At 64.9% G+C, this 22,957-nt stretch carries 23 protein-coding genes; 13 read left to right on the forward strand and 10 right to left on the reverse strand.

What is annotated here, in order from left to right; all coding sequences use genetic code 11:
• Window positions 1-187 precede the first annotated feature (187 nt).
• On the forward strand, window positions 188-2,782 hold the full coding sequence (locus QZ634_RS03930; protein ID WP_291985754.1) for a bifunctional aconitate hydratase 2/2-methylisocitrate dehydratase: 2,595 nt from the start codon (window positions 188-190) through the stop codon (window positions 2,780-2,782).
• Between the two features lie 488 nt (window positions 2,783-3,270).
• Window positions 3,271-3,669: an addiction module protein gene (locus tag QZ634_RS03935; RefSeq protein WP_291987994.1), complete on the forward strand. Its 399-nt coding sequence runs from the start codon at window positions 3,271-3,273 to the stop codon at window positions 3,667-3,669.
• 29 nt (window positions 3,670-3,698) lie between these two features.
• On the opposite strand, the gene QZ634_RS03940 is transcribed toward QZ634_RS03935, so the two are convergent.
• The 3 genes from QZ634_RS03940 to QZ634_RS03950 form a co-directional block, all read right to left on the reverse strand.
• Window positions 3,699-3,995, reverse strand: coding sequence for a DUF86 domain-containing protein (locus tag QZ634_RS03940; RefSeq protein WP_366145356.1), 297 nt, complete (start codon window positions 3,993-3,995; stop codon window positions 3,699-3,701).
• Window positions 3,992-4,240: a nucleotidyltransferase family protein gene (locus QZ634_RS03945; protein WP_043564955.1), complete on the reverse strand. Its 249-nt coding sequence runs from the start codon at window positions 4,238-4,240 to the stop codon at window positions 3,992-3,994. The genes QZ634_RS03940 and QZ634_RS03945 overlap by 4 nt, the downstream gene beginning before the upstream one ends.
• Window positions 4,241-4,402: 162 nt before the next feature.
• The gene (locus tag QZ634_RS03950) at window positions 4,403-6,532 is read right to left on the reverse strand and encodes a site-specific recombinase (RefSeq protein WP_291985756.1); all 2,130 of its coding nucleotides are present in this window, start codon (window positions 6,530-6,532) and stop codon (window positions 4,403-4,405) included.
• Window positions 6,533-6,562: 30 nt separating this feature from the next.
• On the opposite strand from QZ634_RS03950, the gene yaaA reads away from it, so the two are divergent.
• Window positions 6,563-7,333 (forward strand): peroxide stress protein YaaA, encoded by a 771-nt coding sequence (yaaA, locus tag QZ634_RS03955; RefSeq protein WP_291985758.1) that lies wholly within the window; start codon window positions 6,563-6,565, stop codon window positions 7,331-7,333.
• Between the two features lie 90 nt (window positions 7,334-7,423).
• Entirely contained in the window at window positions 7,424-8,122 is a 699-nt protein-coding gene (locus QZ634_RS03960) for a haloacid dehalogenase type II (RefSeq protein WP_291985760.1), read from the forward strand.
• On the opposite strand, the gene QZ634_RS03965 is transcribed toward QZ634_RS03960, so the two are convergent.
• The 4 genes from QZ634_RS03965 to QZ634_RS03980 are packed head-to-tail and all read right to left on the reverse strand — an operon-like array spanning window position 8,076 to window position 12,076.
• Window positions 8,076-8,648 carry a putative toxin-antitoxin system toxin component, PIN family gene (locus tag QZ634_RS03965; protein ID WP_291985762.1) on the reverse strand — a complete coding sequence of 191 codons (573 nt, stop codon included), beginning with the start codon at window positions 8,646-8,648 and terminating at the stop codon, window positions 8,076-8,078. The genes QZ634_RS03960 and QZ634_RS03965 overlap by 47 nt on opposite strands.
• Window positions 8,649-8,652: 4 nt before the next feature.
• Window positions 8,653-9,819: an NAD(P)/FAD-dependent oxidoreductase gene (locus tag QZ634_RS03970; protein WP_291985764.1), complete on the reverse strand. Its 1,167-nt coding sequence runs from the start codon at window positions 9,817-9,819 to the stop codon at window positions 8,653-8,655.
• 54 nt (window positions 9,820-9,873) lie between these two features.
• Complete coding sequence (locus tag QZ634_RS03975) at window positions 9,874-11,406, reverse strand: sensor histidine kinase (protein ID WP_291985766.1); 1,533 nt, start codon at window positions 11,404-11,406, stop codon at window positions 9,874-9,876.
• Entirely contained in the window at window positions 11,393-12,076 is a 684-nt protein-coding gene (locus QZ634_RS03980) for a response regulator transcription factor (protein ID WP_291985768.1), read from the reverse strand. The genes QZ634_RS03975 and QZ634_RS03980 overlap by 14 nt, the downstream gene beginning before the upstream one ends.
• Before the next feature lie 364 nt (window positions 12,077-12,440).
• Between QZ634_RS03980 and QZ634_RS03985 the strand changes: the two genes are divergently transcribed.
• The 5 genes from QZ634_RS03985 (at window position 12,441) to QZ634_RS04005 (ending at window position 16,406) form a co-directional block, all read left to right on the forward strand.
• A complete protein-coding gene (locus tag QZ634_RS03985; protein WP_291985771.1) occupies window positions 12,441-12,755 on the forward strand; it encodes a DUF485 domain-containing protein in 315 nt (104 codons plus the stop codon).
• Window positions 12,755-14,443, forward strand: a complete 1,689-nt coding sequence (locus QZ634_RS03990; RefSeq protein ID WP_291987996.1) for a cation acetate symporter — start codon at window positions 12,755-12,757, stop codon at window positions 14,441-14,443. Before QZ634_RS03985 ends, QZ634_RS03990 begins: the two co-directional genes overlap by 1 nt.
• A gap of 349 nt (window positions 14,444-14,792) precedes the next feature.
• Window positions 14,793-15,371, forward strand: coding sequence for a DUF1415 domain-containing protein (locus QZ634_RS03995; protein WP_291985773.1), 579 nt, complete (start codon window positions 14,793-14,795; stop codon window positions 15,369-15,371).
• A 7-nt stretch (window positions 15,372-15,378) separates the two neighbouring features.
• Window positions 15,379-15,789 carry an alternative ribosome rescue aminoacyl-tRNA hydrolase ArfB gene (arfB, locus tag QZ634_RS04000; RefSeq protein ID WP_291985775.1) on the forward strand — a complete coding sequence of 137 codons (411 nt, stop codon included), beginning with the start codon at window positions 15,379-15,381 and terminating at the stop codon, window positions 15,787-15,789.
• A gap of 77 nt (window positions 15,790-15,866) precedes the next feature.
• Complete coding sequence (locus tag QZ634_RS04005; RefSeq protein ID WP_291985777.1) at window positions 15,867-16,406, forward strand: DUF924 family protein; 540 nt, start codon at window positions 15,867-15,869, stop codon at window positions 16,404-16,406.
• Window positions 16,407-16,481: 75 nt separating this feature from the next.
• Here the strand turns inward: QZ634_RS04005 and QZ634_RS04010 are convergent, their stop codons facing one another.
• A complete protein-coding gene (locus QZ634_RS04010; protein ID WP_043564947.1) occupies window positions 16,482-16,718 on the reverse strand; it encodes a thioredoxin family protein in 237 nt (78 codons plus the stop codon).
• Window positions 16,719-16,845: 127 nt separating this feature from the next.
• Here QZ634_RS04010 and QZ634_RS04015 point away from each other — a divergent pair, with 127 nt between their 5' ends.
• Genes QZ634_RS04015 through QZ634_RS04030 form a run of 4 tightly spaced genes read left to right on the forward strand, consistent with a single transcriptional unit; the run spans window position 16,846 to window position 19,448 of the window.
• Window positions 16,846-17,178 (forward strand): helix-turn-helix domain-containing protein, encoded by a 333-nt coding sequence (locus QZ634_RS04015; RefSeq protein ID WP_291987998.1) that lies wholly within the window; start codon window positions 16,846-16,848, stop codon window positions 17,176-17,178.
• Window positions 17,179-17,219: 41 nt separating this feature from the next.
• Window positions 17,220-17,633 carry a secondary thiamine-phosphate synthase enzyme YjbQ gene (locus tag QZ634_RS04020; RefSeq protein ID WP_291985779.1) on the forward strand — a complete coding sequence of 138 codons (414 nt, stop codon included), beginning with the start codon at window positions 17,220-17,222 and terminating at the stop codon, window positions 17,631-17,633.
• A 58-nt stretch (window positions 17,634-17,691) separates the two neighbouring features.
• A complete protein-coding gene (locus tag QZ634_RS04025) occupies window positions 17,692-18,570 on the forward strand; it encodes an NAD(P)-dependent oxidoreductase (RefSeq protein WP_291985781.1) in 879 nt (292 codons plus the stop codon).
• Entirely contained in the window at window positions 18,570-19,448 is an 879-nt protein-coding gene (locus QZ634_RS04030; protein ID WP_291985783.1) for an NAD(P)-binding domain-containing protein, read from the forward strand. The genes QZ634_RS04025 and QZ634_RS04030 overlap by 1 nt, the downstream gene beginning before the upstream one ends.
• 68 nt (window positions 19,449-19,516) lie before the next feature.
• On the opposite strand, the gene QZ634_RS04035 is transcribed toward QZ634_RS04030, so the two are convergent.
• Both QZ634_RS04035 and QZ634_RS04040 read right to left on the reverse strand, forming a co-directional pair.
• Window positions 19,517-19,735, reverse strand: coding sequence for a hypothetical protein (locus tag QZ634_RS04035; RefSeq protein WP_291985785.1), 219 nt, complete (start codon window positions 19,733-19,735; stop codon window positions 19,517-19,519).
• Window positions 19,736-20,037: 302 nt separating this feature from the next.
• On the reverse strand, window positions 20,038-22,956 hold the full coding sequence (locus tag QZ634_RS04040) for an Hsp70 family protein (RefSeq protein ID WP_291985787.1): 2,919 nt from the start codon (window positions 22,954-22,956) through the stop codon (window positions 20,038-20,040).
• Window position 22,957: the final 1 nt, after the last annotated feature.

Below are 22,957 nucleotides of genomic sequence, written 5' to 3' on the forward strand. Positions count from 1 at the left end.
GTTCGGGAGCCCTACTTCACAGCAAGTCGTCTATCTTATATAATATATACCAATCAAGCGGGGCCGGCGGCAACGGATGTTTCTGCCGGCGGGGGCAGGAGCCTGCCCGCCGCGAGGTCGTTTGCCGCTGCGGCCTTGCAGTACAATTGCCGCTTTGCTGCCATCACTTTTGAGAAAGGACGTCGCCGTGCTGGAATCCTATCGTGCCCACGTCGCCGAGCGCGCTGCGCTTGGCATTCCACCCCTGCCGCTGACTGCGCAGCAGACCAAGGAGCTTGTCGAACTGCTGAAGAATCCGCCGCAGGGTGAAGAGGAGGCTCTGGTCGAGCTGCTGACCTACCGGGTTCCCGCGGGCGTCGATGATGCGGCCAAGGTCAAGGCCGAGTTCCTGGCCAAGGTCGCCAAGGGCGAGGAGAACTGCGCGCTGATCACGAAGGAAAAAGCGACCGAACTACTCGGCACCATGCTCGGCGGTTACAACGTCAAGCCTCTGACTGAGCTGCTTGGCGGCCCGACCGGCGCCATCGCCGCCGAAGCCCTCAAGAAGACGCTGCTGGTTTTCGACTTCTTCCACGACGTCAAGGAACTCGCCGACAAGGGCGACGCCAACGCCAAGTCGGTGCTGCAGAGCTGGGCCGACGGCGAGTGGTTCACCTCGCGTCCGGAAGTGCCCGCGTCGCAGAAACTGACCGTGTTCAAGGTCACCGGCGAAACCAACACCGACGACCTGTCGCCGGCACCCGACGCCTGGTCGCGTCCGGACATCCCGCTGCACGCGCTGGCGATGCTCAAGAACCCGCGTGCGGGAATCGAAGCCGATGTCGCCGGCGAGCGCGGCCCGATCAAGCAACTCGAAGCGCTGGCCGCGAAGGGCAACCTGATCGCCTACGTCGGCGACGTCGTCGGTACCGGTTCGTCGCGCAAGTCGGCGACCAACTCCGTGCTCTGGTTTACCGGCGAGGACATCCCCTTCGTTCCCAACAAGCGTTTCGGCGGTTTCTGCCTGGGTTCGAAGATCGCCCCGATCTTCTTCAACACCATGGAAGACGCCGGCGCACTGCCGATCGAACTCGACGTCGAGCAGATGGAAATGGGCGACGAGATCGAACTGCAGATCGATACCGCGACCACCAAGGTCACTGCGCTGAAGGACGGTGCCGTCATCGCCGAGTCGCAACTGAAAACGCCGGTGATCCTCGACGAAGTGCGTGCCGGCGGACGCATCCCGCTGATCATCGGCCGTGGCCTCACCACCCGGGCGCGCGAAGCGCTCGGCCTGCCGGTCTCGACGCTGTTCCGGGTGCCGCACAATCCTGCCGACCCGGGCAAGGGCTACACGCTGGCGCAGAAAATGGTCGGACGGGCCTGCGGCCTGCCGGAAGGCAAGGGCGTTTTGCCGGGTACCTATTGCGAACCACGCATGACCACCGTCGGCTCGCAGGACACCACCGGCCCGATGACCCGCGACGAGCTCAAGGATCTCGCCTGCCTCGGCTTCTCGGCCGACATGGTGATGCAGTCGTTCTGCCATACCGCCGCCTATCCGAAGCTGGTCGATGTGCGCACCCACCGCGAACTGCCGGCTTTCATCAGCACCCGTGGCGGCGTCTCGCTGCGTCCGGGCGACGGCATCATCCACTCCTGGCTGAACCGCCTGCTGCTGCCCGACACCGTCGGCACCGGCGGCGACTCGCATACCCGCTTCCCGATCGGCATCTCGTTCCCCGCCGGCTCCGGCCTGGTCGCCTTCGCCGCCGCCACCGGCGTGATGCCGCTGGACATGCCGGAATCGGTGCTGGTCCGCTTCAAGGGCAAGCTGCAGGACGGCGTGACCCTGCGTGACCTGGTCAACGCCATTCCCTACTACGCCATCAAGGCCGGCCTACTGACCGTCGAGAAGAAAGGCAAGAAGAACATCTTCTCGGGCCGCATCCTCGAAATCGAAGGCCTGCCGGATCTGAAGATCGAACAGGCGTTCGAGCTTTCCGACGCCGCTGCCGAGCGTTCCGCTGCCGCCTGCGCGATCCAGCTCGACAAGGCACCGATCATCGAGTACATGCGCTCGAATATCACGCTGATGAAGTGGATGATCGCCACCGGCTACGAAGACAAGCGCACGCTTGGCCGCCGCATCAAGGCCATGGAAGCGTGGATCGCCAAGCCCGAACTGCTCAAGGCCGACGCCGGCGCCGAGTACGCCGCGGTAATCGAGATCGACCTCGCCGACGTCAAGGAGCCGGTCGTCGCCTGCCCGAATGACCCGGACGACGCCAAGCTCCTCTCCGAAGTCGCCGGCGCCAAGATCGACGAGGTGTTCATCGGCTCGTGCATGACCAACATCGGCCACTTCCGTGCCGCCGGCAAGGTCCTCGAAGGCAAGACCGACATCCCGACCCGTCTGTGGGTTGCGCCGCCAACCAAGATGGACGCCGCGATCCTCAACGAGGAAGGCTACTACGCCATCCTCGGCAAGTCCGGCGCACGCATGGAAATGCCCGGCTGCTCGCTGTGCATGGGTAACCAGGCGCAGATCAAAAAGGGCAGCACGGCGATGTCCACCTCGACACGCAACTTCCCGAACCGCCTCGGCATCGACACCTTCGTCTATCTCGGCTCCGCCGAACTGGCCTCGATCTGCGCCCTGCTGGGCCGCATCCCGACCGTCGCCGAGTACATGGAGCAGGTGAAAGTGGTGAACGCCAAGGCCGCCGATGTCTATCGCTACATGAACTTTGACCAGATCAAGGAGTTCAGTGAAGTGGCGGATACCGTGACCGTCTGACGTTCGCAGTAAGCGACAGTGGAAAAAGCCCTCGCCGGCAAGCTGGCGGGGGCTTTTTTCGTGGCAGGTATGATTGCCGACGTGAGGAGATGCGTGGCAGTCGCTCTGAAGCCCAACGGGCGGGCTCGCCAATCCTCCGGGTAGTGTGGCTCGATCACCGCGAACAATTCCCCCCACGGCGGGACTGGATTTCGTCCGCTCCACACGTGTCCCCGCGTCGCCAAAACCGGGCCAGCATTCCGCAGCCACCGTGTCATTGCGAGGAGGCGCAGCCGACGCGGCAATCCAGAGGATTGGCTTTTCGCGTTGCCAATGCGGCGGAAAATGGTGAGAGGATGGAACTGGATTGCCGCGTCGGCTGCGCCTCCTCGCAATGACGGTGTGTGGGCGGTGGTTGCCCGGTTCTTTGCGACCGGGGCAGCGGCGCGAGAACCGGTGGAATTTCAGCAGCGACAAGGGTTTCTCGCGTGCACTTGTCGCCAGAAGAAATGGCCAACGAAGCGCGGGCAAGCTTGGCTGATTGCGTCGTGGAAAGCCTGGATGCCGCCGAGATAAGCCCACTCTGGTTACGTGAGGCGCGCCGCCGCTTCGATGACGTTCGTGCTGGTGACATAAATTCGCTTGCTGCCGACGAAGTGCTTTCCAGGGTGAGCAATGCCAGCGCTCGACGGGAGTCGAGTATCACCGGGACGCGCTGGCGGAGTTGCGTGAGGGCGCTGTCTATTACGAGAGCAGGAAGCGCGGACTCGGTGGACGCTTCATCGGCGCCGTCCAGTCTTCAGTCGCGCACATCGCTGTCACTCCGGCCGCGGGCCCCTTGCTCGCCCATTGTCGCTTATTTCTTGGCCGCAGATTCCTCGCTCAGGACTCCAAGCAACTGGCTTTGAAGTTCAAGCAAGGGACCCTGCACCGTATCCTAAACCAGCTCCAGATTGATGTCGAAGTAGCCGTGTGCCAGACGATTTCTCATGCCGCGCATGGCTCGCCACGGAACCTCCGGGTGTCGGTTTGCCCATTCCGGGTATTCCTTGGCAATCTGAGCGGCCGCCTCGCCAATAATCAGAATGTTCAGGACGACCGCTTGCTGGGTTTTCTTGTCTGCGAAGAAGGCGTCACGGCTCATGCCTTTAACGTAACTGCGGACCAGGCGAATCGCCTCGAGCATGTGCCCAACGTAGTCCAGCTGCCGCAGCTTGGTGTCCGTGGCATTCACAGTGGCCGTGCTTCCCGCAATACCTGTTGGCGAAACCGGGTTGGCAGATCGCCTGGCGTCAGTACGTCTACCCGGATGCCAAGGAGTTCTTCAAGGTCAATCTGGATACTCCCGAGATCGAGCAGGGTCGCCCCCGGTAGGGCATCAACCAGCAGGTCCAGGTCACTCTTTTCGCTATCCTCGCCACGCAGAACCGAGCCGAAAACGCGCGGTCTTGCGGCGCGGTGAGCGGCGACGATCTGCATGATTTGTTGCCGGTTCTGTCGGAGTAGCTCTGATGGGATCAATGCTCAGCCTCTTCAGGTGTTCGTGCGAAATCTACCATAAGCGGTTTGGCAACAGGCGTGAGCGCTATTTCACCACCGCCCCAACGCTCTGGGCGTGTGGCTAACCCAGCCCCTGGCACATCACTTGCTGTTGTCGGACGCGCCCCGATCGTCAGCCGGGACCGCATCGTCTTCAGCGTTGCGCTGCGGCGGCAGGAAAAAGTCCGCCGGCTTGCGGCGCAGGTGCGTGAACACCGATCGTGCCAGGAGTTTCCACTGCGGGTCGGAAACCTGGCGCGAGCGCAGCGCGATGTTGAGCGCGAGCGTGAAACTGACTGCCAGGTTGATGAAGCCAATGGCGGCGACCCCGATCAGCGCGGCGACGAAGAGGAGCAGGTGTTCGCCGAAATCCAGGCCGACAAAGGCGATGCCGACGAAGGCCGAGGAGAAGGCGACGTGGCGGATGTCGATCGGCAGGCCGAGGAGGAGGCCGAAGAGCGTGGTGCCACCGAGCAGGACGCCGAAGAGGAAGTTGCCGGCCAGGGCGCCGAGGTTTTCTCCGACGTAGGTGGCAAAACGGCGCCGGCGCGATTCGCCGACCAGGCGCTTCGGCCAGGCGAGTTGCAGGATGCGCTCGGGCACCCGGTTGTAGGCGGCGTAGTTGTCGTAGTAGCCGCTGATCAGGCCGGAGATGAACAGGCAGACGCCGGCAATCGCCGCGTAGAAGAGGGCCCCGCCATGGAGCGGGCTTTGCGCCTTCAGGAGATAGAGCGATTCCTCGCGACCGGCGAAGGGCGTGCCGCTGAGACCGAGAATGGTCCAGGCGAGCAACGCCGAGAGCGGGATGGCGATGAAGACGTTGCCGAGAATGGCGATGACCTGAGTGCGCAGGGCGCGTGCGATGAGGTCGGTCATCGCTTCGATGTTGCGCAGCCTGCCGCCGGCCTCCTCGATGCCGGCGGCGATGGCGTTGGCGGTCATCGCCGGTTGCTTGGTGGCGACGCTGCCGTGCAGGAGGTGGATCAGGCAGAAGCCCAGCCCGTAGTTGAGGCAGAAGAGGATGGCGCCGGTCAGCGGCGGCATGTGCGTCTCGCCGAGGGCCAGTTTCAGGCAGGCCATGAGCGCAATGACCGCACCGCCAATCGCCGCCGAGCGCGCCATCGACCAGTATTCCTGCGCCGTCTCGGTAATGTAGTGTTCGCCACGCTGGCTGGCGTTGTCGGTCACCCGCAGGGCAATCAGTTCGGTGTTCTGGCGCAGGTGCCGGGCGAGGTTGTCGCGGAGGCACTCGTCACAGATGATCTGCATGGCCAGGGTGACGATCGGCGGATAGGCGGCGACGCCGCTGCGGTCGCTCTGCAGGCCGGCGAGAATGTCGAGGAGTTGCTCGCTGCGGCGCAGCAGTTGCCGCAGGCGCCGCAAGTGGTAGGTGAGACGGATGCTGGTGCCGTCGCGGGCCGCCTTCCTGCGTACGCGTTCGATGACTTCCTGGCATTGGCTGAAGAGGACGCGCAACTGACGGTCGTCGGTGTCGCCGTCGACCGGCTTGCCCCAGTGCTCGGGGAAGGCATCGATGTAGGCCGTCATCTCGACGTTCTGGGCGACGAAAGGCGATTCGTAGGTTTCGAGCGACGGTTCCAGGCGCAGCAGTTCCGGCTCCATGCCGCCGGCGGCGATCCAGTACGAGAGGACGCGCAGCGAGCGCAGGATTTCGCCCACCGAGGCCGGCGTCGTTGTGCTGGCCGGAACTTCATCGAAGCGCAGGGCGGCGATCAGCTGCAGCCAGGCGTCCTCACCGACGCCGTTGACCCAGTAGCGGTCGCTCGCCTGGTGGAACATGCGGCGCAGGACCGTGCGCAGCAGCCCGCGGTCGAGCACTTCGGGCAGCAGCTTGTGGCCGATGCGGCGCAGCGCTTCGCTGACGAAGCCGGTGTTCGGCAGGATACCGGTGACCGTATAGAGCTCGCCATGACGGTGGGTTTGGGCGAGTTCAGTCAGCGTGTCGCGCAAACGCGCCCGCAGCTCCGGTTGCGCGTGCAGGATCCCGCTGAGGGTTTCCATGCGCCCCTTGGCGAAGGTGATGTCGTGCGCGTCGGCGGGTCGAATCTCGTCGATCAACTGGGTCAGCAGTTGCGTCGAATTGGCGTCCGGACTGCGCAAGTGGCTGAGGATCTCTTCCATTGCTTTGGCATTCAGGCAGGTGAAGTGCTGCGCAGAGTCGTGCCCGCTGACGACGTCGATTACAATGGCGGAATAGTAACAAACATTCATCTCGAGACTTCTCGCCGCCGGAGCCAGCCGATGATCATCGTTCTCTCGCCCGCCAAGACCTTCGACTACCAGACGCCATCGACGCTTGTCGCTTACTCTCAACCGCAGTTTCTCGAGCAGTCACAGGTGCTCATTGAGCGCCTGCGTGAGCTATCTCCATCGGCGCTTGCCAGTCTGATGAAGATCAGTGACAAGCTCGCTGCCATGAACGCGACCCGCTATGGCGAGTGGTCGCAGCCGTTTACTCTGGACAACGCCAGGCAGGCCATACTGGCCTTCAACGGCGACGTCTACGCGGGCGTCGACGCCGAGACGCTGTCCGCGGACGACCTGCAGTTTGCGCAGCAGCGCGTGCGCATTCTCTCCGGACTCTATGGCCTGCTGCGGCCGCTGGACCTGATCCAGGCCTATCGGCTGGAGATGGGTACGCGGCTGGCCAACCCGGCCGGCAAGGACCTCTACGCCTTCTGGGACGAGCGCATCACCGAAGCGCTCAACGTCGCCCTGGCCGACGCCAACGCGTCGGTGCTGGTCAACCTGGCGTCGGAGGAATACTTCAAGGCAATCAAGCCGAAAAAGCTGTCGCTGCCGGTGGTGCGGCCGGTGTTCGAGGATTGGGGCGGTGGCAAGTTTCGTGTCGTCAGCTTCTTCGCCAAGCGCGCGCGTGGTCTGATGGCGCGTTTCGCGATCATCAACCGGCTTCCCGGGCCGGCTGCGTTGAAGGATTTCACCGTCGGCGGCTATGCCTACGCCGAAGAGGCGTCCAGCGAGAGCGTCTGGGTTTTCCGGCGCGGCCAGTAGGCGCCGTCTCACAGGCATCGTCTCAGGGGGCTTCTCAGTACGTTACCCGGACGATGCGCCACGCACAGGCCCACTGAAAAAGGAGGCCCCATGTCCGACGACAAAGCTGTTTCGATCATCGTTTTCGACGTCAATGAGACGCTGCTCGACATCACCACGCTCGGACCCCTGTTTGATCGCGTCTTCGGCGACCGGGCCGTTCTCAGGGAGTGGTTTGCGCAACTGATCCTCTACTCGCAAACAATGACGCTCTCGGGCCTCTACACGCCGTTCGGCGAACTGGGCGTCGGCAGCCTGCGCATGGTGGCGTCGATCCACGGGGTAAGCGTCGCCGACGGCGACATCGACGAACTGAAGAAGCGGATGAGCGCAATGCCGGCGCATGCCGACGCCGTTCCGGCGCTCAGCCGCCTGCGCGAGGCGGGATTCCGGCTCGTCACGCTGACCAACTCGGCGAGCGCGTCTTCGCCGACGCCGCTTGAACGCGCCGGCATTGGCGGCTTCTTCGAACGCTCCTTCAGTATCGAGGCGGTGCGCAAATTCAAGCCAGCCCCCGAGACCTACCGTCTGGTGGCCGAGCAACTGGGCGTCGAGACCTCTGACCTGTGCCTGGTCGCCTGTCACCTGTGGGATACGATCGGCGCCCAGGCCGCCGGCTGCCGCGGCGCGCTCGTTACCCGTCCTCACAACGCGATTCTGCCCGCAGCAGAAGTTCCTCTCCCGGACCTGGTCGCCTCAGACCTCATCGACCTCGCCGATCAGATCGTCCGGCGCTGGCGGGCAGCCTGACGGTCTGACGGTCTGACGGTCTGACGCGCATGGCTGGCGCCCCCGCCGTTGCTTCTCCCTGCGTCGTGCCTGCCGGCTGCTGCGCAGTGCCCGCCGCCAGCAATGCGGCTGCCGGCGCGGCGCTGACAATCGCACACGGTGGCGCTGGGTGACGGCGCCCGGCGAGTCTGAGCAACTCGCGGTCGCGGGTAATCAGCAGGTCGGCCCGGCAGCGGAGCGCAAGGATCAGGAATTTCTGATCGTCAGCGTCGCGACAGCGCGGCAGCCGATACGCGTCGCCATCCTCATTCCCTGCCGGCTCGCAGAAGCTCACGAAGCCGCGGTAGCGCTCGATCAGCGCCTCCTGCGCCGCACCATCGAGCGAAAACTGCGCGTAGGCCGCAACACGTTCCAGTTCATCCAGGCACTGCCGGTCGCTGAAGCAGTGCAGCGAGCCGTTGTCGATGGCGGCGCGCAGCAGCAGCGCCTCGGGATCGGCGAAGTGCAGCAGGTCGATGATTACATTCGTGTCGAGGACCGCGCGCATGACGTCAGCCGAGTGCGCGGAATTGCCGCTCGCGGGTCCCCTCGGCGGCATCAGCGGCGCGCTCGGCGATCGCCAGACACGCCGTCAAACCGGGCGATTCGATGCCGAACAGGTTGACCAGCCCGGCGATGCCGTGTTGCGCCGGACCCTGGATGAGGAAGTCAGCCGCCGGTGCGCCGGGTCCGACGATCTTGGGCCGGATTCCGGCGTAGGCCGGCGTCAATGCCGCGTCCGGCAAGGCCGGCCAGTAGCGGCGGATCTCGGCGTAGAAGGCGTCGGCGCGCGCCGGGTCGACGCGGTAGTCGGGTTCGCCAATGGGCTGGCCAGGGGTCGGGTCCGGCAACCACTCGACGTCCGGGCCGAAGCGCGCCTGGCCACCGAGATCGAGCGTCAGGTGCACTCCCAGGCCGCCGGCTTGGGGGAGGGGGTAAACCAGTCGCGAGAACGGCGTGCGACCCGTCAGGGCGTAGTAACTGCCCTTGGCGTGGAAGTTGGCCGGGATCAGCGCCCTGGGGAAGCCGGCCAGCGCCGCGGCTACCTGCGGCGCCCACAGGCCGGCGGCGTTGATCACCCGCCTGGCCTTGAAGCGCAGGCCGTCAGCGCCGCCGCTTTCGAGCACGATGCCCGGCGTGTTCGCGTCCAGCGACCCGCGCTGCAAGGGGCTGTGCAGGGCCAGAGCCGCGCCGGCGGTCTCGGCGTCGCCGAGCAGGGCGAGCATGAGGCCGTGGCTGTCGACAATGCCGGTGGAAGGCGAGAGGAGGGCTGCCGTACAGGCCAGCCCGGGTTCGAGCGCGCGCGCCTCGGCGGCGCTCAGGCGCTGCAGATCGTCGACGCCGTTGGCTTCGCCCTGCTCCTGCAGAGCTGCCAGCCTGGTCTCCTGGGCCGCCGAAGTGGCGACGACCAGCTTGCCACAGCGTTGGTGGCTGATCGCGTGCGTGGCGCAGAACGCGTAGAGTTGCTGGCGGCCGGCCACGCAGAGTCGTGCCTTCAGCGAATCCGTCGGATAGTAGAGCCCGGCGTGGATGACCTCGCTGTTGCGGGCGCTGGTCTCGGTGCCGAAGGCGCCGTGCCGTTCGAGAATCACCGTTTCGAATCCGCGCCGCGCCAACTCGCGCGCGCAGGCCAGGCCGACGACGCCGGCACCGATGACCACCGCTTCGATGCTTTCCATTGCCCACTCTCCCGCTACTGAGCGGGCATTGTAAGCGCTGGCTGTCGCTGCTGCTCAGGCAGAGCGGCTGGCCAGCGAAGCGGTCGCCGGCTTTGCTGGCAAGCGTACCTGGACGCAGGTGCCTCCGCCGTCCGCTGCGCCGACGACGGCGATCGAACCGCGGTGACCGCCCACCGTTTCCCGCGCAATCGCCAAACCCAGGCCACTCCCGGTCGCCGGGGCATCGGGCAAGCGATGAAAACGCTCGAATACGCGTTCGCGCTCGTGCTCGGGAATACCGGGGCCGTTGTCGCTGACGTCAATTTCGACGACGTCACCGACGCGTTCGCAGCGCAGGGTGACCTGTCCGCCGGCGGGCGTGTATTTGAGTGCGTTGTCGACCAGATTGGCGATCAGTTCCCGGAGTAGCGTCGGATCGCCGGCCATCGTCGAAAGATCCCGCTGCATGCCGAAGTCGATCTTCTTCTCGTCGGCGATGCGTAGCCAGTCGTCCAGCATCTCGTCGATCAGCTTTGCCAGATCGACCGACGACGCATTCGCCATCAGATGCTGACCTCCCTCGGCTCGGGCCAGCGCCAGCAACTGATTGGCCAGGCGAGTGACGCGCTTTACCGACTGGCGCAGATTCTCCGCCACCGTCTGTTCAGTCTGCTGGCTGCGCAGCAATTCGACCTGGACTTGCAGACCGGCGAGGGGCGTGCGCAATTGATGCGCAGCATTCTGCAGGAATTCCCGTTGCGCAGTGTGCGCGTCCTGCAAGCGCGTCAGGAGGGCGTTCAGCGCACGCACCAGCGCGTGGATTTCGAGGGGCACCTGGTTCAGATCGACCGGGGCGAGATCCTCGCCGGAACGCTCGGCAAGCTCCGATTGCAGGTGATCCAGCGATGCCAGGCCGGAGGTGATTCCGTAGCGCACGACGGCGGCGATGGCGGCCAGCACCAGAAAAACGGCCAGACCAAAGCCGAGCAACAGATCGCGAATGGCGGCACGGCGCTTGCCCAGCGTTTCGGCGACAGTGACGTGGATGCCGTGTCCGTCGACCACCGGGTGAAAACGAACCCCGCGTATCGTCTGATCACGGAAGTGGGCGTCAAAGAACGAGAGTCTCGGCCCACTGGCGGTGGCGCCATCGCTCGCCGGGGTCGCCGGGGTCGCTGCCGACGAGCTGGCCGCCGAGTCGCTTCGGGAAGTCTCTGGCGGCGGCAGATCGGCGTCGCCGGCGATGATTCGGCCGAAGTCGTCGCGTACCCGGAAATAGATGTTGTCTACCGTGTCGGTGCGCAGGAGCGCGTCTGCCTCAGGCGACAGGGTGATGGTGATTTCGCCATTTTCCACCCGGGCACGGTTGGCGATTCCGTTTGCCAGGTTCGACAAACTCTGGTCGTAGGCACTGCTGACCACTTTCTCGGCCGCCCGATAGCCGAATACTCCACCCGTCAGCAGGGCGGCGGCGATCGGCAGGACCAGCGCTCGCAGCAGAATGCGCCGGAGACTGGTACCCGCCCGCCTTGTGGTCGCGCCGACCTCGCTGCCTGGTTCTCCCGAATGGCCTCCGCCTCCTGCCTTGCTGGCGCTAGCGGTTGGCATCGTGCCGCGTCTTGTTGGCCACGCCCGCGGTGATTTCCAGACGGTAGCCGAAGCCGCGCACGGTGCGGATGTTCAGGCCGGCTGCTTCCAGTCGGCGGCGCAGGCGGTGGACGTAGACTTCCAGGGCGTTGGCGCTGCCATCGCCTTGCAGCCGTTCCTTCGGCACCGTGTGCCCGTCAGCCGCGGCAAGAGTGCTGAGCAGATCCCATTCGCGGCTGGAAACGATCAGGGGCTGCTCGGCCAGCGAGGCGTGTCGCCCCTGTATGTCCATCGAGAGCGGGCCAAATTCGATTCGCCGGGCAACGCTGTTGGCGCCACGACGCGTGGTCGCGCGCATGCGTGCGGTCAGTTCGGCCAGTTCGAAGGGCTTCGACAGGTAGTCGTCCGCGCCGAGGTCCAGCCCGTAGATTCGATCGTCGAGGGCATCGCGTGCGGTGATCATGATCACCGGCAGCGATTGGCGGCGCTCCCGGATGCGGCGCACGATTTCGTAGCCACTCAGTCCGGGCAGGCCGACATCGACGAGAACGAAGTCGAACTTCCTCTCCTGCAACAAGCGATCCGCTGCCATGCCATTGGTTTCGACGACAACGCTGTCGCCTTGCCCGGCGAGGAATGTCGCAACGCCATCGGAGAGCTCCGGATCATCTTCTATCAACAGGACAAGCATCAAGGACCTCGATCGGCAGGCGGGCAAAGGACAGGGGTAAGGGGACGCGGCTCTCCCCAGGAAAAGGCCTGGGGCAGCGAGCGGGCCAGCGGCGCATCAGCGATTGTACCCGGCGAATGCAGTGCGCAGCAGGTGGCCTTGACGTGCACCAGCAGCGTCCCGCGCAAGTCGGCCGGGCGCCAGCGACCAGAACATCCGTACTTCCTGTAAGCGCTTGTTAAGCCTTCGTTCAGAGTCATGTAAGTGCCTGTTAATAAACAGAAAAAAGAATCGTTTGTAAGCCCGGCGTAAGTTCGCAAGCCTAGCTTCACCGCGGCAGTCAGCGTGAATGATTCGACAAACCCTTCCCTTCCGAGGAGGCAACATGAAAGACGACGACGTGGTTGCGCGTATCGCCGCCAACCCCAAGTACATGAAACTGGTGAGCATGCGCTCGACCTACAGCATCTTCATGACCATCCTGATCATGGCTATCTACTATGGATACATTCTGCTGATTGCCTTCGACAAGGAGTTCCTGGCCAGGAAACTGGCCGATGGCATGGTCACTTCGATCGGTATTCCGATGGGCGTCGGGGTCATCCTGCTGACCATCATCATCACCAATATCTACGTCCGTCGTGCCAACTCGGAGTTCGACGACCTGACGGCCGAAATCATCCATGAGGCCCATCAATGATGATTGCCAAAACCATACGCAACAGCCCGGTGATCCTGCTTGGCTTGCTCATCGCCGGCGTAGCCGTGGCTGCTGGCGGCGACCTTGGGACCACCGTAAAGCAGGAAACCAACTGGGTTGCGATCGCCATGTTTGGCGCCTTTGTGATCTTGACCCTGTTCATCACCAAGTGGGCAGCCAGCAAGACCAAGACGGCGGCCGACTTCTATACCGCCGGCGGCGGCATTACCGGCTTCCAGAACGGTCTCGCGATTGCCGGCGACTATATGTCGGCGGCGTCCTTCCTGGGAATTTCCGGTCTCGTATTTGCCAACGGTTTCGACGGCCTGATCTTCTCGATCGGCTGGCTGGTCGGCTGGCCGGTGATTACCTTCCTGATGGCCGAACGCCTGCGCAACCTCGGCAAGTTCACCTTCGCCGACGTTGCCGCCTATCGCTTCTCGCAGACGCCGATCCGCATCTTCTCGGCGTCCGGCTCGCTGGTCGTCGTCTGTTTCTACATGATCGCGCAGATGGTCGGTGCGGGCCAGCTGATCAAGGTGCTCTTTGGTCTCGAGTACCAGTACGCAGTGATCATCGTCGGCGCACTGATGATGTGCTATGTGCTGTTTGGCGGCATGACGGCAACCACCTGGGTGCAGATCATCAAGGCGATCATGTTGCTCTGTGGCGCAAGCTTCATGGCCCTGGCCGTGCTCTGGCAGTTCAATTTCAATCCCGAGGCGCTCTTTGCCAAGGCGGTTGAAATCCACTCCAAGCACGACGCCATCATGGGGCCCGGTGCGCTGATCAAGGATCCGATCTCGGCGATCTCGGTCGGCATGACGCTGATGTTCGGTACCGCCGGCCTGCCGCACATCCTGATGCGCTTCTTCACCGTTCCGAGCGCCAAGGAAGCACGCAAGTCAGTGGGTTGGGCGACCACCTGGATCGGCTACTTCTACATCCTCACCTTCATCATCGGCTTTGGCGCGGTCGTCCTTCTCACCCAGGATCCCGGCGCGTACTACGTCGATGGCGATCTCGCCAAGGGTTTGAAGGGCGGCGGCAACATGGCGGCCATCCACCTGGCCAATGCCGTCGGTGGCAACGTCTTCCTCGGTTTCATCTCAGCGGTCGCTTTTGCCACCATCCTGGCAGTGGTTGCCGGTCTCACGCTGTCCGGCGCGTCGGCGGTGTCGCACGATCTGTACGCGACGGTGTTCTGCAAGGGCAAGGCCGATTCGGCTGCCGAACTGCGCGTTTCAAAGATCACCACCATCTGCCTGGGCATCATCGCCGTGATTCTGGGTATCGCCTTCGAGAAGCAGAACGTCGCCTACATGGTGATGCTTGCTTTTGCCATCGCCTGCTCGGCCAACTTCCCGGTGCTCTTCATGTCGGTACTGTGGAAGGACTGCACGACCAAGGGGGCTGTGGCGGGTGGTTTTGTCGGTCTGATCTCGTCGGTTGGCCTGACCATCGTTTCGGCTTCGGTGTGGGAGGCCGTCATGGGCAATCCGAAAGGCTCGGCGCTGTTCCCGTACTCTTCGCCGGGGCTCTTCTCGATGTCGGCTGCTTTCCTGACCATCTACCTGGTCTCCAAGATGGACACCGGCAAGCAAGCACAGCTCGAACGCTCGCTTTACCCGGCGCAGAAGGTGCGCTCGGAAACCGGCGTTGGTGCCTCAGGTGCGTCTGGTCACTGAGCAGCGCTCAGTCACCCGTTGAACGGCAAGACGGCCCGCGCTTCGCGGGCCGTTTCCTTCCTGCGCCCGGCCGGCCGCATTGTCGGGGAGCCAAGTTGGCAAAGTCGCCGGCCGCCAGCGCGGAAACATTGTCCTGGTGAAGCGTGGTGCGCAGTCTTCAGTGTTGCAGCGTGCCGCCACGCATTCGCCGCTGATCGACATTTTGCCCGCTGGGCGCCGAATCGCTACACTGGCGGGGTGCTGCAGCCTGGCGACGAAAGTGGCACCAATGTCGGCCTGCTACGCCTTGCCAAGCCGACCGACGAGACGACGCGACCGCCACGACGCAATGACGAGAGAACGCCTGCCCATGCCCCCCCCCGCCAACGCCAGCCACCAGCAAGCCATTGCCGCGACGCGCCACTGGCTGGAACAGGCGGTGATCGGCCTCAACCTCTGTCCCTTTGCCAAGGGCGTGCACAGCAAGGGACAGGTGCGCTACGTGGTCAGCGATGCGACGGATGACGTGAGCCTGCTCGCCGATCTGGAACGTGAACTGCACGCGCTGCTGGCGGTGGCGCCGGAAGAGATCGACACGACGCTGCTCATCCACCCCTGGGTCCTCAACGACTTCGAGGACTTCGTCGCCTTTCTCGATCTGGTCAATGTCGTGCTGCGCACGCAGCAGCTCGAAGGCGTTCTGCAGGTGGCCAGCTTCCATCCGCAATACGCATTCGCCGATACCGACGCCGACGACATCACCAACTGCACCAACCGCGCACCGTTCCCGACGCTGCACCTGCTGCGCGAAGCCAGCCTCGACCGCGCCGTGGCCGCTTTTCCCGACGCCGCCCTGATCTACGAGCGGAACCTGCAGACGCTACGCGAACTCGGCAGCGCAGGCTGGCAGGCGCTGGGCGTCGGCGCGCCGCCGGGCGAAGGCAAGTAGGGCGCAGATGTCGGCGCCACGCATCGAATTGCGCGAGAGCGAAGTCGAGTTCATCGCCATCCGCGCGCAGGGCGCCGGTGGCCAGAACGTCAACAAGGTATCGAACGCCATTCACCTGCGCTTCGACATCGGCGCCTCGTCGCTGCCCGACGAAATCAAGGAGCGCCTGCGGCAGCTGCGCGACCAGCGGATCAGCGCCGACGGCGTGGTGATCATCAAGGCGCAGGCGCATCGCAGCCTGGACCGCAACCGCCTCGACGCGCTCACCCGCCTGCGCGAACTGATCGCCCGGGCGGCGTTCACGCCGAAGCCGCGGCGCCCGACCCGGCCGACGCGCGGCTCGCAGGTCAGGCGCGTCGACAGCAAAGTGAAGCGTGGCACGGTCAAGCTGCTGCGTGGGCGGGTCGACGAGCACTGATCGATGATCGACAGAAGCAGGGAAGACGAGGAAGCAGCGATGTTCATGGCGTGCCATTCAGCAGTGCGTGCCGGCGCATGACTCCGGCCGACGTTCTTGCCTTCTGGTTCAATGAGGCGACTCCGGCGCAATGGTGGTCGAAAGCCGCCGATTTCGACCGCCTGATCGAGACCCGCTTCGGCACGCTGCACGCCGCCGCCAGCCGTTGCGAGCTGCACGCCTGGCGCAGCGGCGCCGACGGACGATTGGCCGAGATCATCGTCCTCGACCAGTTCCCGCGCAACATCTTCCGCGACCGCCCGCAATCCTTCGCCACCGACGCGCTGGCGCTGGTTCTCGCCCAGGAAGCGGTCGCCGCCGGCGCCGACAGCACCCTCGACCCGGCCCGCCGCGCCTTCCTCTACATGCCCTACATGCACAGCGAGTCGCCGCTGATCCACGCGCAGGCGGTCAAGCTCTTCGCTGCGCCAGGGATGGAGAACAACCTCGCCTTCGAACTTCGCCACCAGGCGATTATCGACCGCTTCGGCCGCTACCCACATCGCAATGCAATCCTCGGGCGGCAGTCGACCCCGGACGAGGTCGAGTTCCTGCAGACGCCGGGGTCGGCGTTTTAGAGCCGGCCGTATCGAGTGCACTTTGTGGCCGACCGCCTTTCTCATGCGGATCGGCCAAGCCAGGGTATGGTAAGCCTATTTCAGCGCCTCGAGGCCGGCACCAAAATTGATATGGAACACGGCGCCATCCAGTACCAGCGCCGGTACCGACTGGACGCCGGCGGCTTCGGCTTCCTGGACCCGCGACTTCTTCTCGCCGAGGTGGACGACCTCGACGTTGTAGCGTGAGGGATCAAGCGCGTTGGCCAGGTTTTGTTCGGCGGCCACACACACCGGGCAACCGGCGTGATAAAAGGTGGCGGTGGTTTTCATGATCGTTTCCTCCTCGGTGGATGGGGGTTCGTGCCAGAAGCACACGATCATTGTAGGTACGGCGCCTGTACTCCAAAAGCAGGCACTTTTCGGTGCCCCGGTCACTTTCTGGTGTAAATCGTTGGCCATGAACGAAATAAATAATTCGTCTCGATCGACGCCCTCGGCCTACCGCCATCTTGAAGAGGTGGTGGGCTGCAAATGGTCGGTTTCCGTCCTGATTGCCATTGCCGACGGCATTGCACGCCCTGGCGAGCTGGAACGTCATGTGGCGGGAATTTCCAAGAAAATTCTGGCGGAGCGCTTGCGCAAGCTGACCCTGTATGGCTTGCTGGACAAGCATGTCTATGCCGAGGTGCCGCCGCGGACGATGTATTCGCTCACGGAGAATGGCCAGAAACTGATTGCGATCATCAGTCAGATCAAGAGGCTGGACAGTCAGATCGGCAAACCGCAGTAAGGCGCGTCCACCCGTCGAGTACGGCGAGCGAGGAGGGAAAGGTGGCTTATCAACAGAGCTTTGACGTAAGTAGCCGTGGCCGTGGCACGATCGAGATCACTGCCGAGGTGGCGCGCATCGTCCGCGCCTCGGGGGTGTCGATCGGCCTGGCCAACGTCTTCGTCCAGCACACCAGTTGCTCGGTGGTAGTGACCGAGAACGCCGATCCGTCGGTGCGCCGCGATCTGGAAACACTGGCTGCGCGCTGGGCGCCCGATGGCGACGCAGCCTATCATCACGACAGCGAGGGCGCCGACGACATGGCCGCACACGGACGCAACATTCTGGCCGGTTGCTCGCTGAGCATACCGATCGCCGGTGGCGCGATGCTGCTCGGCACCTGGCAGGGGATTTACCTCTGGGAACACCGCACGATCGCGCACCGCCGCCGGGTGGTGGTCACCGTCGTCGGCTGATGACTGTATTTGCTACACTCGGCTGCTCGATCGTTTCGCGACTGGAAGAGGAAGAACAATGAAAATCGGATTCATCGGTCTGGGCATCATGGGGCGCCCGATGGCGCTGAACCTGCTGCGCGCCGGGCACGAACTGACCGTCTGGGCGCGCCGCGCCGAGTCGATGCAGCCCTTGCTCGAAGCCGGGGCGAGCGGCGCCGACAGTCCTGTCGGCGTCGCCGGCGCGGTCGATCTGGCGATCTCGATCGTCGCCGACGCCCCCGACGTCGAGCAGGTGATGCTTGGCGAGAACGGCGTGGCCAGCGCCGGCCGGGCAGGGCTGGTGGCGGTCGACATGAGCACCATCCGGCCGGCAGCGGCGCGCGACATCGGCGTGCGGCTGCGCGAACAGGGCGTCGACTTCCTCGATGCGCCGGTTTCTGGTGGCGAAGTCGGCGCCATTGCCGGCAGCCTGTCGATCATGGTCGGCGGTAGCGTTGCCGCTTTCGAAACGGCGCGACCGGCTTTCGAGTGCATGGGCAGGAATATCGTCCATGTCGGCGATTCGGGTGCCGGCCAGGTGGCCAAGGCAGCCAACCAGATCGTCACCGGCGCCGGCGTGCTGACCGTTGCCGAGGCGCTCAATTTCGCAGCCCGCAGCGGTGTCGACCCGGCCAAGGTGCGCGAGGCGCTGCTCGGCGGCTTCGCCTATTCGAAGATTCTCGAGAACCATGGCCAGCGCATGCTCGACCGCAACTTCAAGCCGGGCTTCAAGTCGTGGATGCACCAGAAGGACATGAACATCGTCATGCAAAGCGCACACGAACTGGGCATGTGCCTGCCGGTGGCGGCGGTGACGGCGCAGATGTACAACGCGATGGTCGGGTCGGGACTGGGCGAGGAGGATTCGATCGCCATTCTCAAGCTGCTCGAGCGCCTGTCGGGTGGCGAAGACTGATGCACATCGGTTTCATCGGCCTTGGCGTGATGGGCCGGCCAATGGCGCTGAACCTGCTGCGTGGCGGCCATCGGCTGGCGCTCTGGGCGCGCCGACCGGAGACGCTGGCGCCGCTGCTGGCCGCCGGTGCCGTCGGCTGCGCGACGCCGGCCGCCGTCGGGCAACGCAGCGAAGTGGTGTTTACGATGCTCACTGCGGGTGCCGACGTCGAGCGCGTGACACTGGGGCTGGATGGCCTGGTCGAGGGGCCCGCCGCGGCGTCGCTGCTGGTCGACATGAGTACCATTGCGCCGGAGATGGCGCGCTCGCTTGCCCGGCGCCTGGACGCGCGCGGCATCGACATGCTCGACGCGCCGGTTTCCGGCGGTGGCCAGGCCGCCGTCGCTGCAAGCCTGGCGATCATGGTCGGTGGCAAGGCAGCGGTGTTCGAGCGCGCACGTCCGCTGCTGGCGCTGCTCGGCAAGACGATCGTCCATGTTGGCGACAACGGTGCCGGGCAGGTCGCCAAGGCGTGCAATCAGATGATCATGGTCGGGGCGATTCAGGCGGTCGCCGAGGCCTTGCACTTCAGTGCCACGGCCGGCGCCGATCCGGTCAAGGTGCGGCAGGCACTGGCGGGTGGCTCGGCCGCCAGCCGTGTACTTGAAATCATGGGGGGCCGGATGGTCGATCGGGATTTCACCGCCGGTGTCGAGGCGCGCCTGCATCACAAGGATTACGGCATCCTGATGACTGAGGCGCATCGTCTCGGTGTCCCCCTGCCGCTCGCTGCACAGGTGTGGCAGCAACTCAACGCACTGATGGCCATGGGCGGGGGTGCTTCCGATACCGCCTCGCTGCTGCGCGTTCTGGAAGCGACCCGGCGCGCTGCCCGATGAGAAACCACGCCGTCGTCCGGCAAGATGCCGCTGGCGCCGGGGGCGGAACGGAGCTGGGCGCGGCGACGCTAATCGATGGGGATGATCAGTTTGTCCCAGCCTGATCCCTCGTCGTCGCCGTCGGTTTTCTTGCGCTGCCCGAGTGCCGCCAGACGCGCTTCCATTTCGACGATCGACTGGTCAGAGAACTGGAGCCTGCGACGGTCGCTACCACAGCGGCGTTCAGGCGAACCGGATGGCCGCTGCACTTGCTTCTGGCGTCGGTCAGGTCCTCTTTGCGTGCGCATTGCTCACTCCTTGAAAGTCGCCACATCATTGCCGTAGGGCAAGGGTACTCGGAAGGCGGGTCGCCGGCAGTTCACCAAACCAGAAAGAAGTTTCTCCCCCTGCGCAACCGCGGTTGCCGCGCTTCGCCGCCTATTGCCACTACTGCTCATGCAGCCTATCCAGCAGCATTATCCAGAAAACGGCTGTTGACTGCCAATCCAGCAAGCTTATGGCCAAGCAGCCTAGCTTATTGGCATTATATCAGTCTGTTGCCGATGAGCCGCGAATGCCGGCAATCTATCGGCTGCGCGACGGGCGCCAATCAGCTCCCGGCGGCCGCCGCGGCGGGCGCCTGTGGCGTCCGGCAGTCGTCGTTTACCAGGCGCAATCCGGCCGGCAGCGACTCGCCGAAAGCGCAGCGTTCGTCAGCCTTGTCGAGTTCGACGACGGTCCTGAGCTGCTCGATCCAGTGGCTGCTGGCGCCGATCGCACTCAACCGCGCAACGACTTCCTCGCGCACCTCATCGGGCAGGTCGCGCGATCGATCGCCGGTCAGGCGGGCGAGCTGGGTGGCCGCAAAGGCCGCCGGTTCGATTTTTTTCCAGTCCACGGCGAGCAGGCCTTCGAGCCAGCGGCAGGCGTCGGCGGCGGCGACCACCTGGTGGGTGCTGCCGTAAAACGGCTGGCGCGCACCGATGCGGCCGAGAGCCCACCAGCCCAGTGGCTTTTCCGAGGCCCGGGAAAGCCTGTCGAGCAGCCAGTCGCCGATCTCGATCTTGCGCTCGACGGGCAGCCGTTCGAGCGAGGCGACCAGGCGCAGCATGTCGTCGTGGCTGCCGCTGATCGGCGCCGGCTGGCGGTTGCGCGCTTTGCCGGCCTCGCTTTGCAACGGCGGGAGGAGTTCCGCGAGCAGAACCTCCTGCGTGTCTGCCGGCAAGCCACCGGCAGCGCGTCGCCAGAGCGTCCACCACTCGGACCAGTTCTGGCTCTCATTCACGTATTGAATACCCTGCGGCAAGAGGGCACTCAGCTGCTCGATCCGCCAGTCGTCGATGGCGTCGCCAAAGCCCGGCCGTAGGCAGTAGCCGGCTAGGTTGAGCCACAGACGCTCGTGTTCGGGCGAGCGGCGCCGACGTCGGGCGCGTTGCAGCAGGGCGTCGAAGAGGGCGCGCAGCAGCGGCATTTCCCAGTCGTCGCGCTTGCCGAGCAGGTGTTCGAGATGGCCGCGCAGGCGGCGGACTTCCTTGCTGTCGACCGCCTGCGAGCGGCCGCCGAAGATGTTCTCGATCGATTTCACCGCGTCTGCGAAGCGCGGCGGCAGGACTTCCGACGACGCCGTCGTCGCTTCCCCGTCGCCACGCAACTGAAATTCGAGCAGCCAGCGGCGGGCCGGGTTGTCGATGCTGACGCAGTGCAGTTCCAGGCTGCCGACCTCTGTGATGCCGGTGATCAGCTCGACGCGTACTTCGCGCTGGCTGCTGCCGGCCTGCGGCTGGACAACGGTGGCGATTGGCGGCAGGCGGACGAAATCTTCATTGTCGAGGAACGCAATCTGGCCCGGCTGATAGCCCGTGTCGGCGACCGAAGAGGCGAGGTAGAAGCGCACCGGCTGGCCCAGACGCAGGCTGAAGGTCCGTTCCGGGAGGCGGATTTCGTGCCCTTCCTCGCTGCCGCGCGGCAGGATACAGATGCCCTGTCGCTGCCTGCTGCCATCTTCGAGGACGAGGAAGTAGCTGCGTGCCGAACCGCCACCGATGCGCTGTCCGTGTCCCTGGCGGACCAGGGCGTAGGCGACGGCGCCACGGGCGACAGCGACGTCGGGGTTTTCGTTGTGCAGCAGGCGCAGCGGCGCTCCGCGCCAGTCGGCGAGCGTGGCCTGCAGACGTTCGCTAAGCGCCCCTGCACGAAACACGCCGCCATTGAAGAGCACGCTATCGGGCACCGGCAGGCGCTGCTCACCTGGCAGCGGCTGTTCGTTGCCGTCTGGCTGCGCCGCTGGCGGTTCAAGCCGCTCGCCCTGTTCGCCAAGTGCCCGGCGCGCAGCCTCCCTGTGCCGGCGGAGAAAGGCGGCGACATGGCGGGTGATCCCCGCGTCGGCCGGGTAGGGCAGGCCGAATTCGACCAGCCCGGAACGCCGCTGGAGCACCGGCTGATCCGCGGCGACGCGTGGCATGAAGCCGTCGACGATCATGTTCAGCACTTCGTCGCGGTGCAATTCGATGCTGCGTGCGCCGCCGATCAGCCTGGCGCCACCGCCGAGCAGCGTCAGCAAGACCGATTCGGGTGCGCCAGCAGCCAGCAGTTGCTCCTTGGCCGCCCGGCAACGCGCGGTGAGCTGCGAAAAACGCGCTGCCGAGAGCTTCTTGCCGCCGCTCTCCGGCAGACGTGATTCGACCAGGTGCGCCAGCGCCAGATCCATGTTGTCGCCACCGAGCATCAGGTGGTCGCCGACACCTATGCGCGTCAGTTCCGGCACGCCGTCCTTGAACGTCACCTGGATCAGCGTCAGGTCGGTGGTGCCGCCGCCGATGTCGCAGACCATCAGCAGCCGCGTTCCAGCGAGTTCGGCGTCGAGCGTCTGCTGATGGCGGAAAAGCCAGTCGTAGAACGCTGCCTGCGGTTCCTCGAGCAGGCGCAGCCTGGGCAGTCCGGCCTGGCGCGCGGCTTCCAGCGTCAGCGCCCGCGCGCCTTCGTCGAATGACGCGGGAACCGTCAGGATGACCTGCTGCTGTTCCAGTGGCGCCTGCGCAAAGCGATGCCCCCAGGCGGCGCGGACATGTGCCAGATAGCTGGCGCTGGCGGCGACCGGCGAGACCCTGGCGACGCCTTCTTCGGCACCCCAGGGCAGGATGGCCGCCATGCGGTCGACCGAGGCATGCGACAGCCAGCTCTTGGCGCTGGTCACCAGACGACCGGGAACCTGCGCGCCGAGTTCAAGCGCGAAGCGTCCGGTGAGGGCAAGTTCAGCGCCGGCGCCGGCATTTTCTGTATCTTCGCCTTGGCCGCCAACGCTGCCGCTCTTCTCGGCGGCAGGCCACGGCAGTTGCAGGTCGCCCGGGCTGAGTTCACCGGCCGCCGGATGGAAGCGCACCGAAGGGAGCAGCGGCCGGGCGGCAACCTCGCCGGCGCCGACCAGTTGCTCGATCTCGAAGAGCTGGACCAGCTGCTCTCCGGGCGCGGCGTAGGCGACGACGGTATTGCTCGTGCCAAGGTCGATGCCGACGATGTATTGCTGCTTCACG

This window comes from Candidatus Accumulibacter sp. ACC007, assembly GCF_907163205.1.
Taxonomy (GTDB): Bacteria; Pseudomonadota; Gammaproteobacteria; order Burkholderiales; family Rhodocyclaceae; genus Accumulibacter; species Accumulibacter regalis.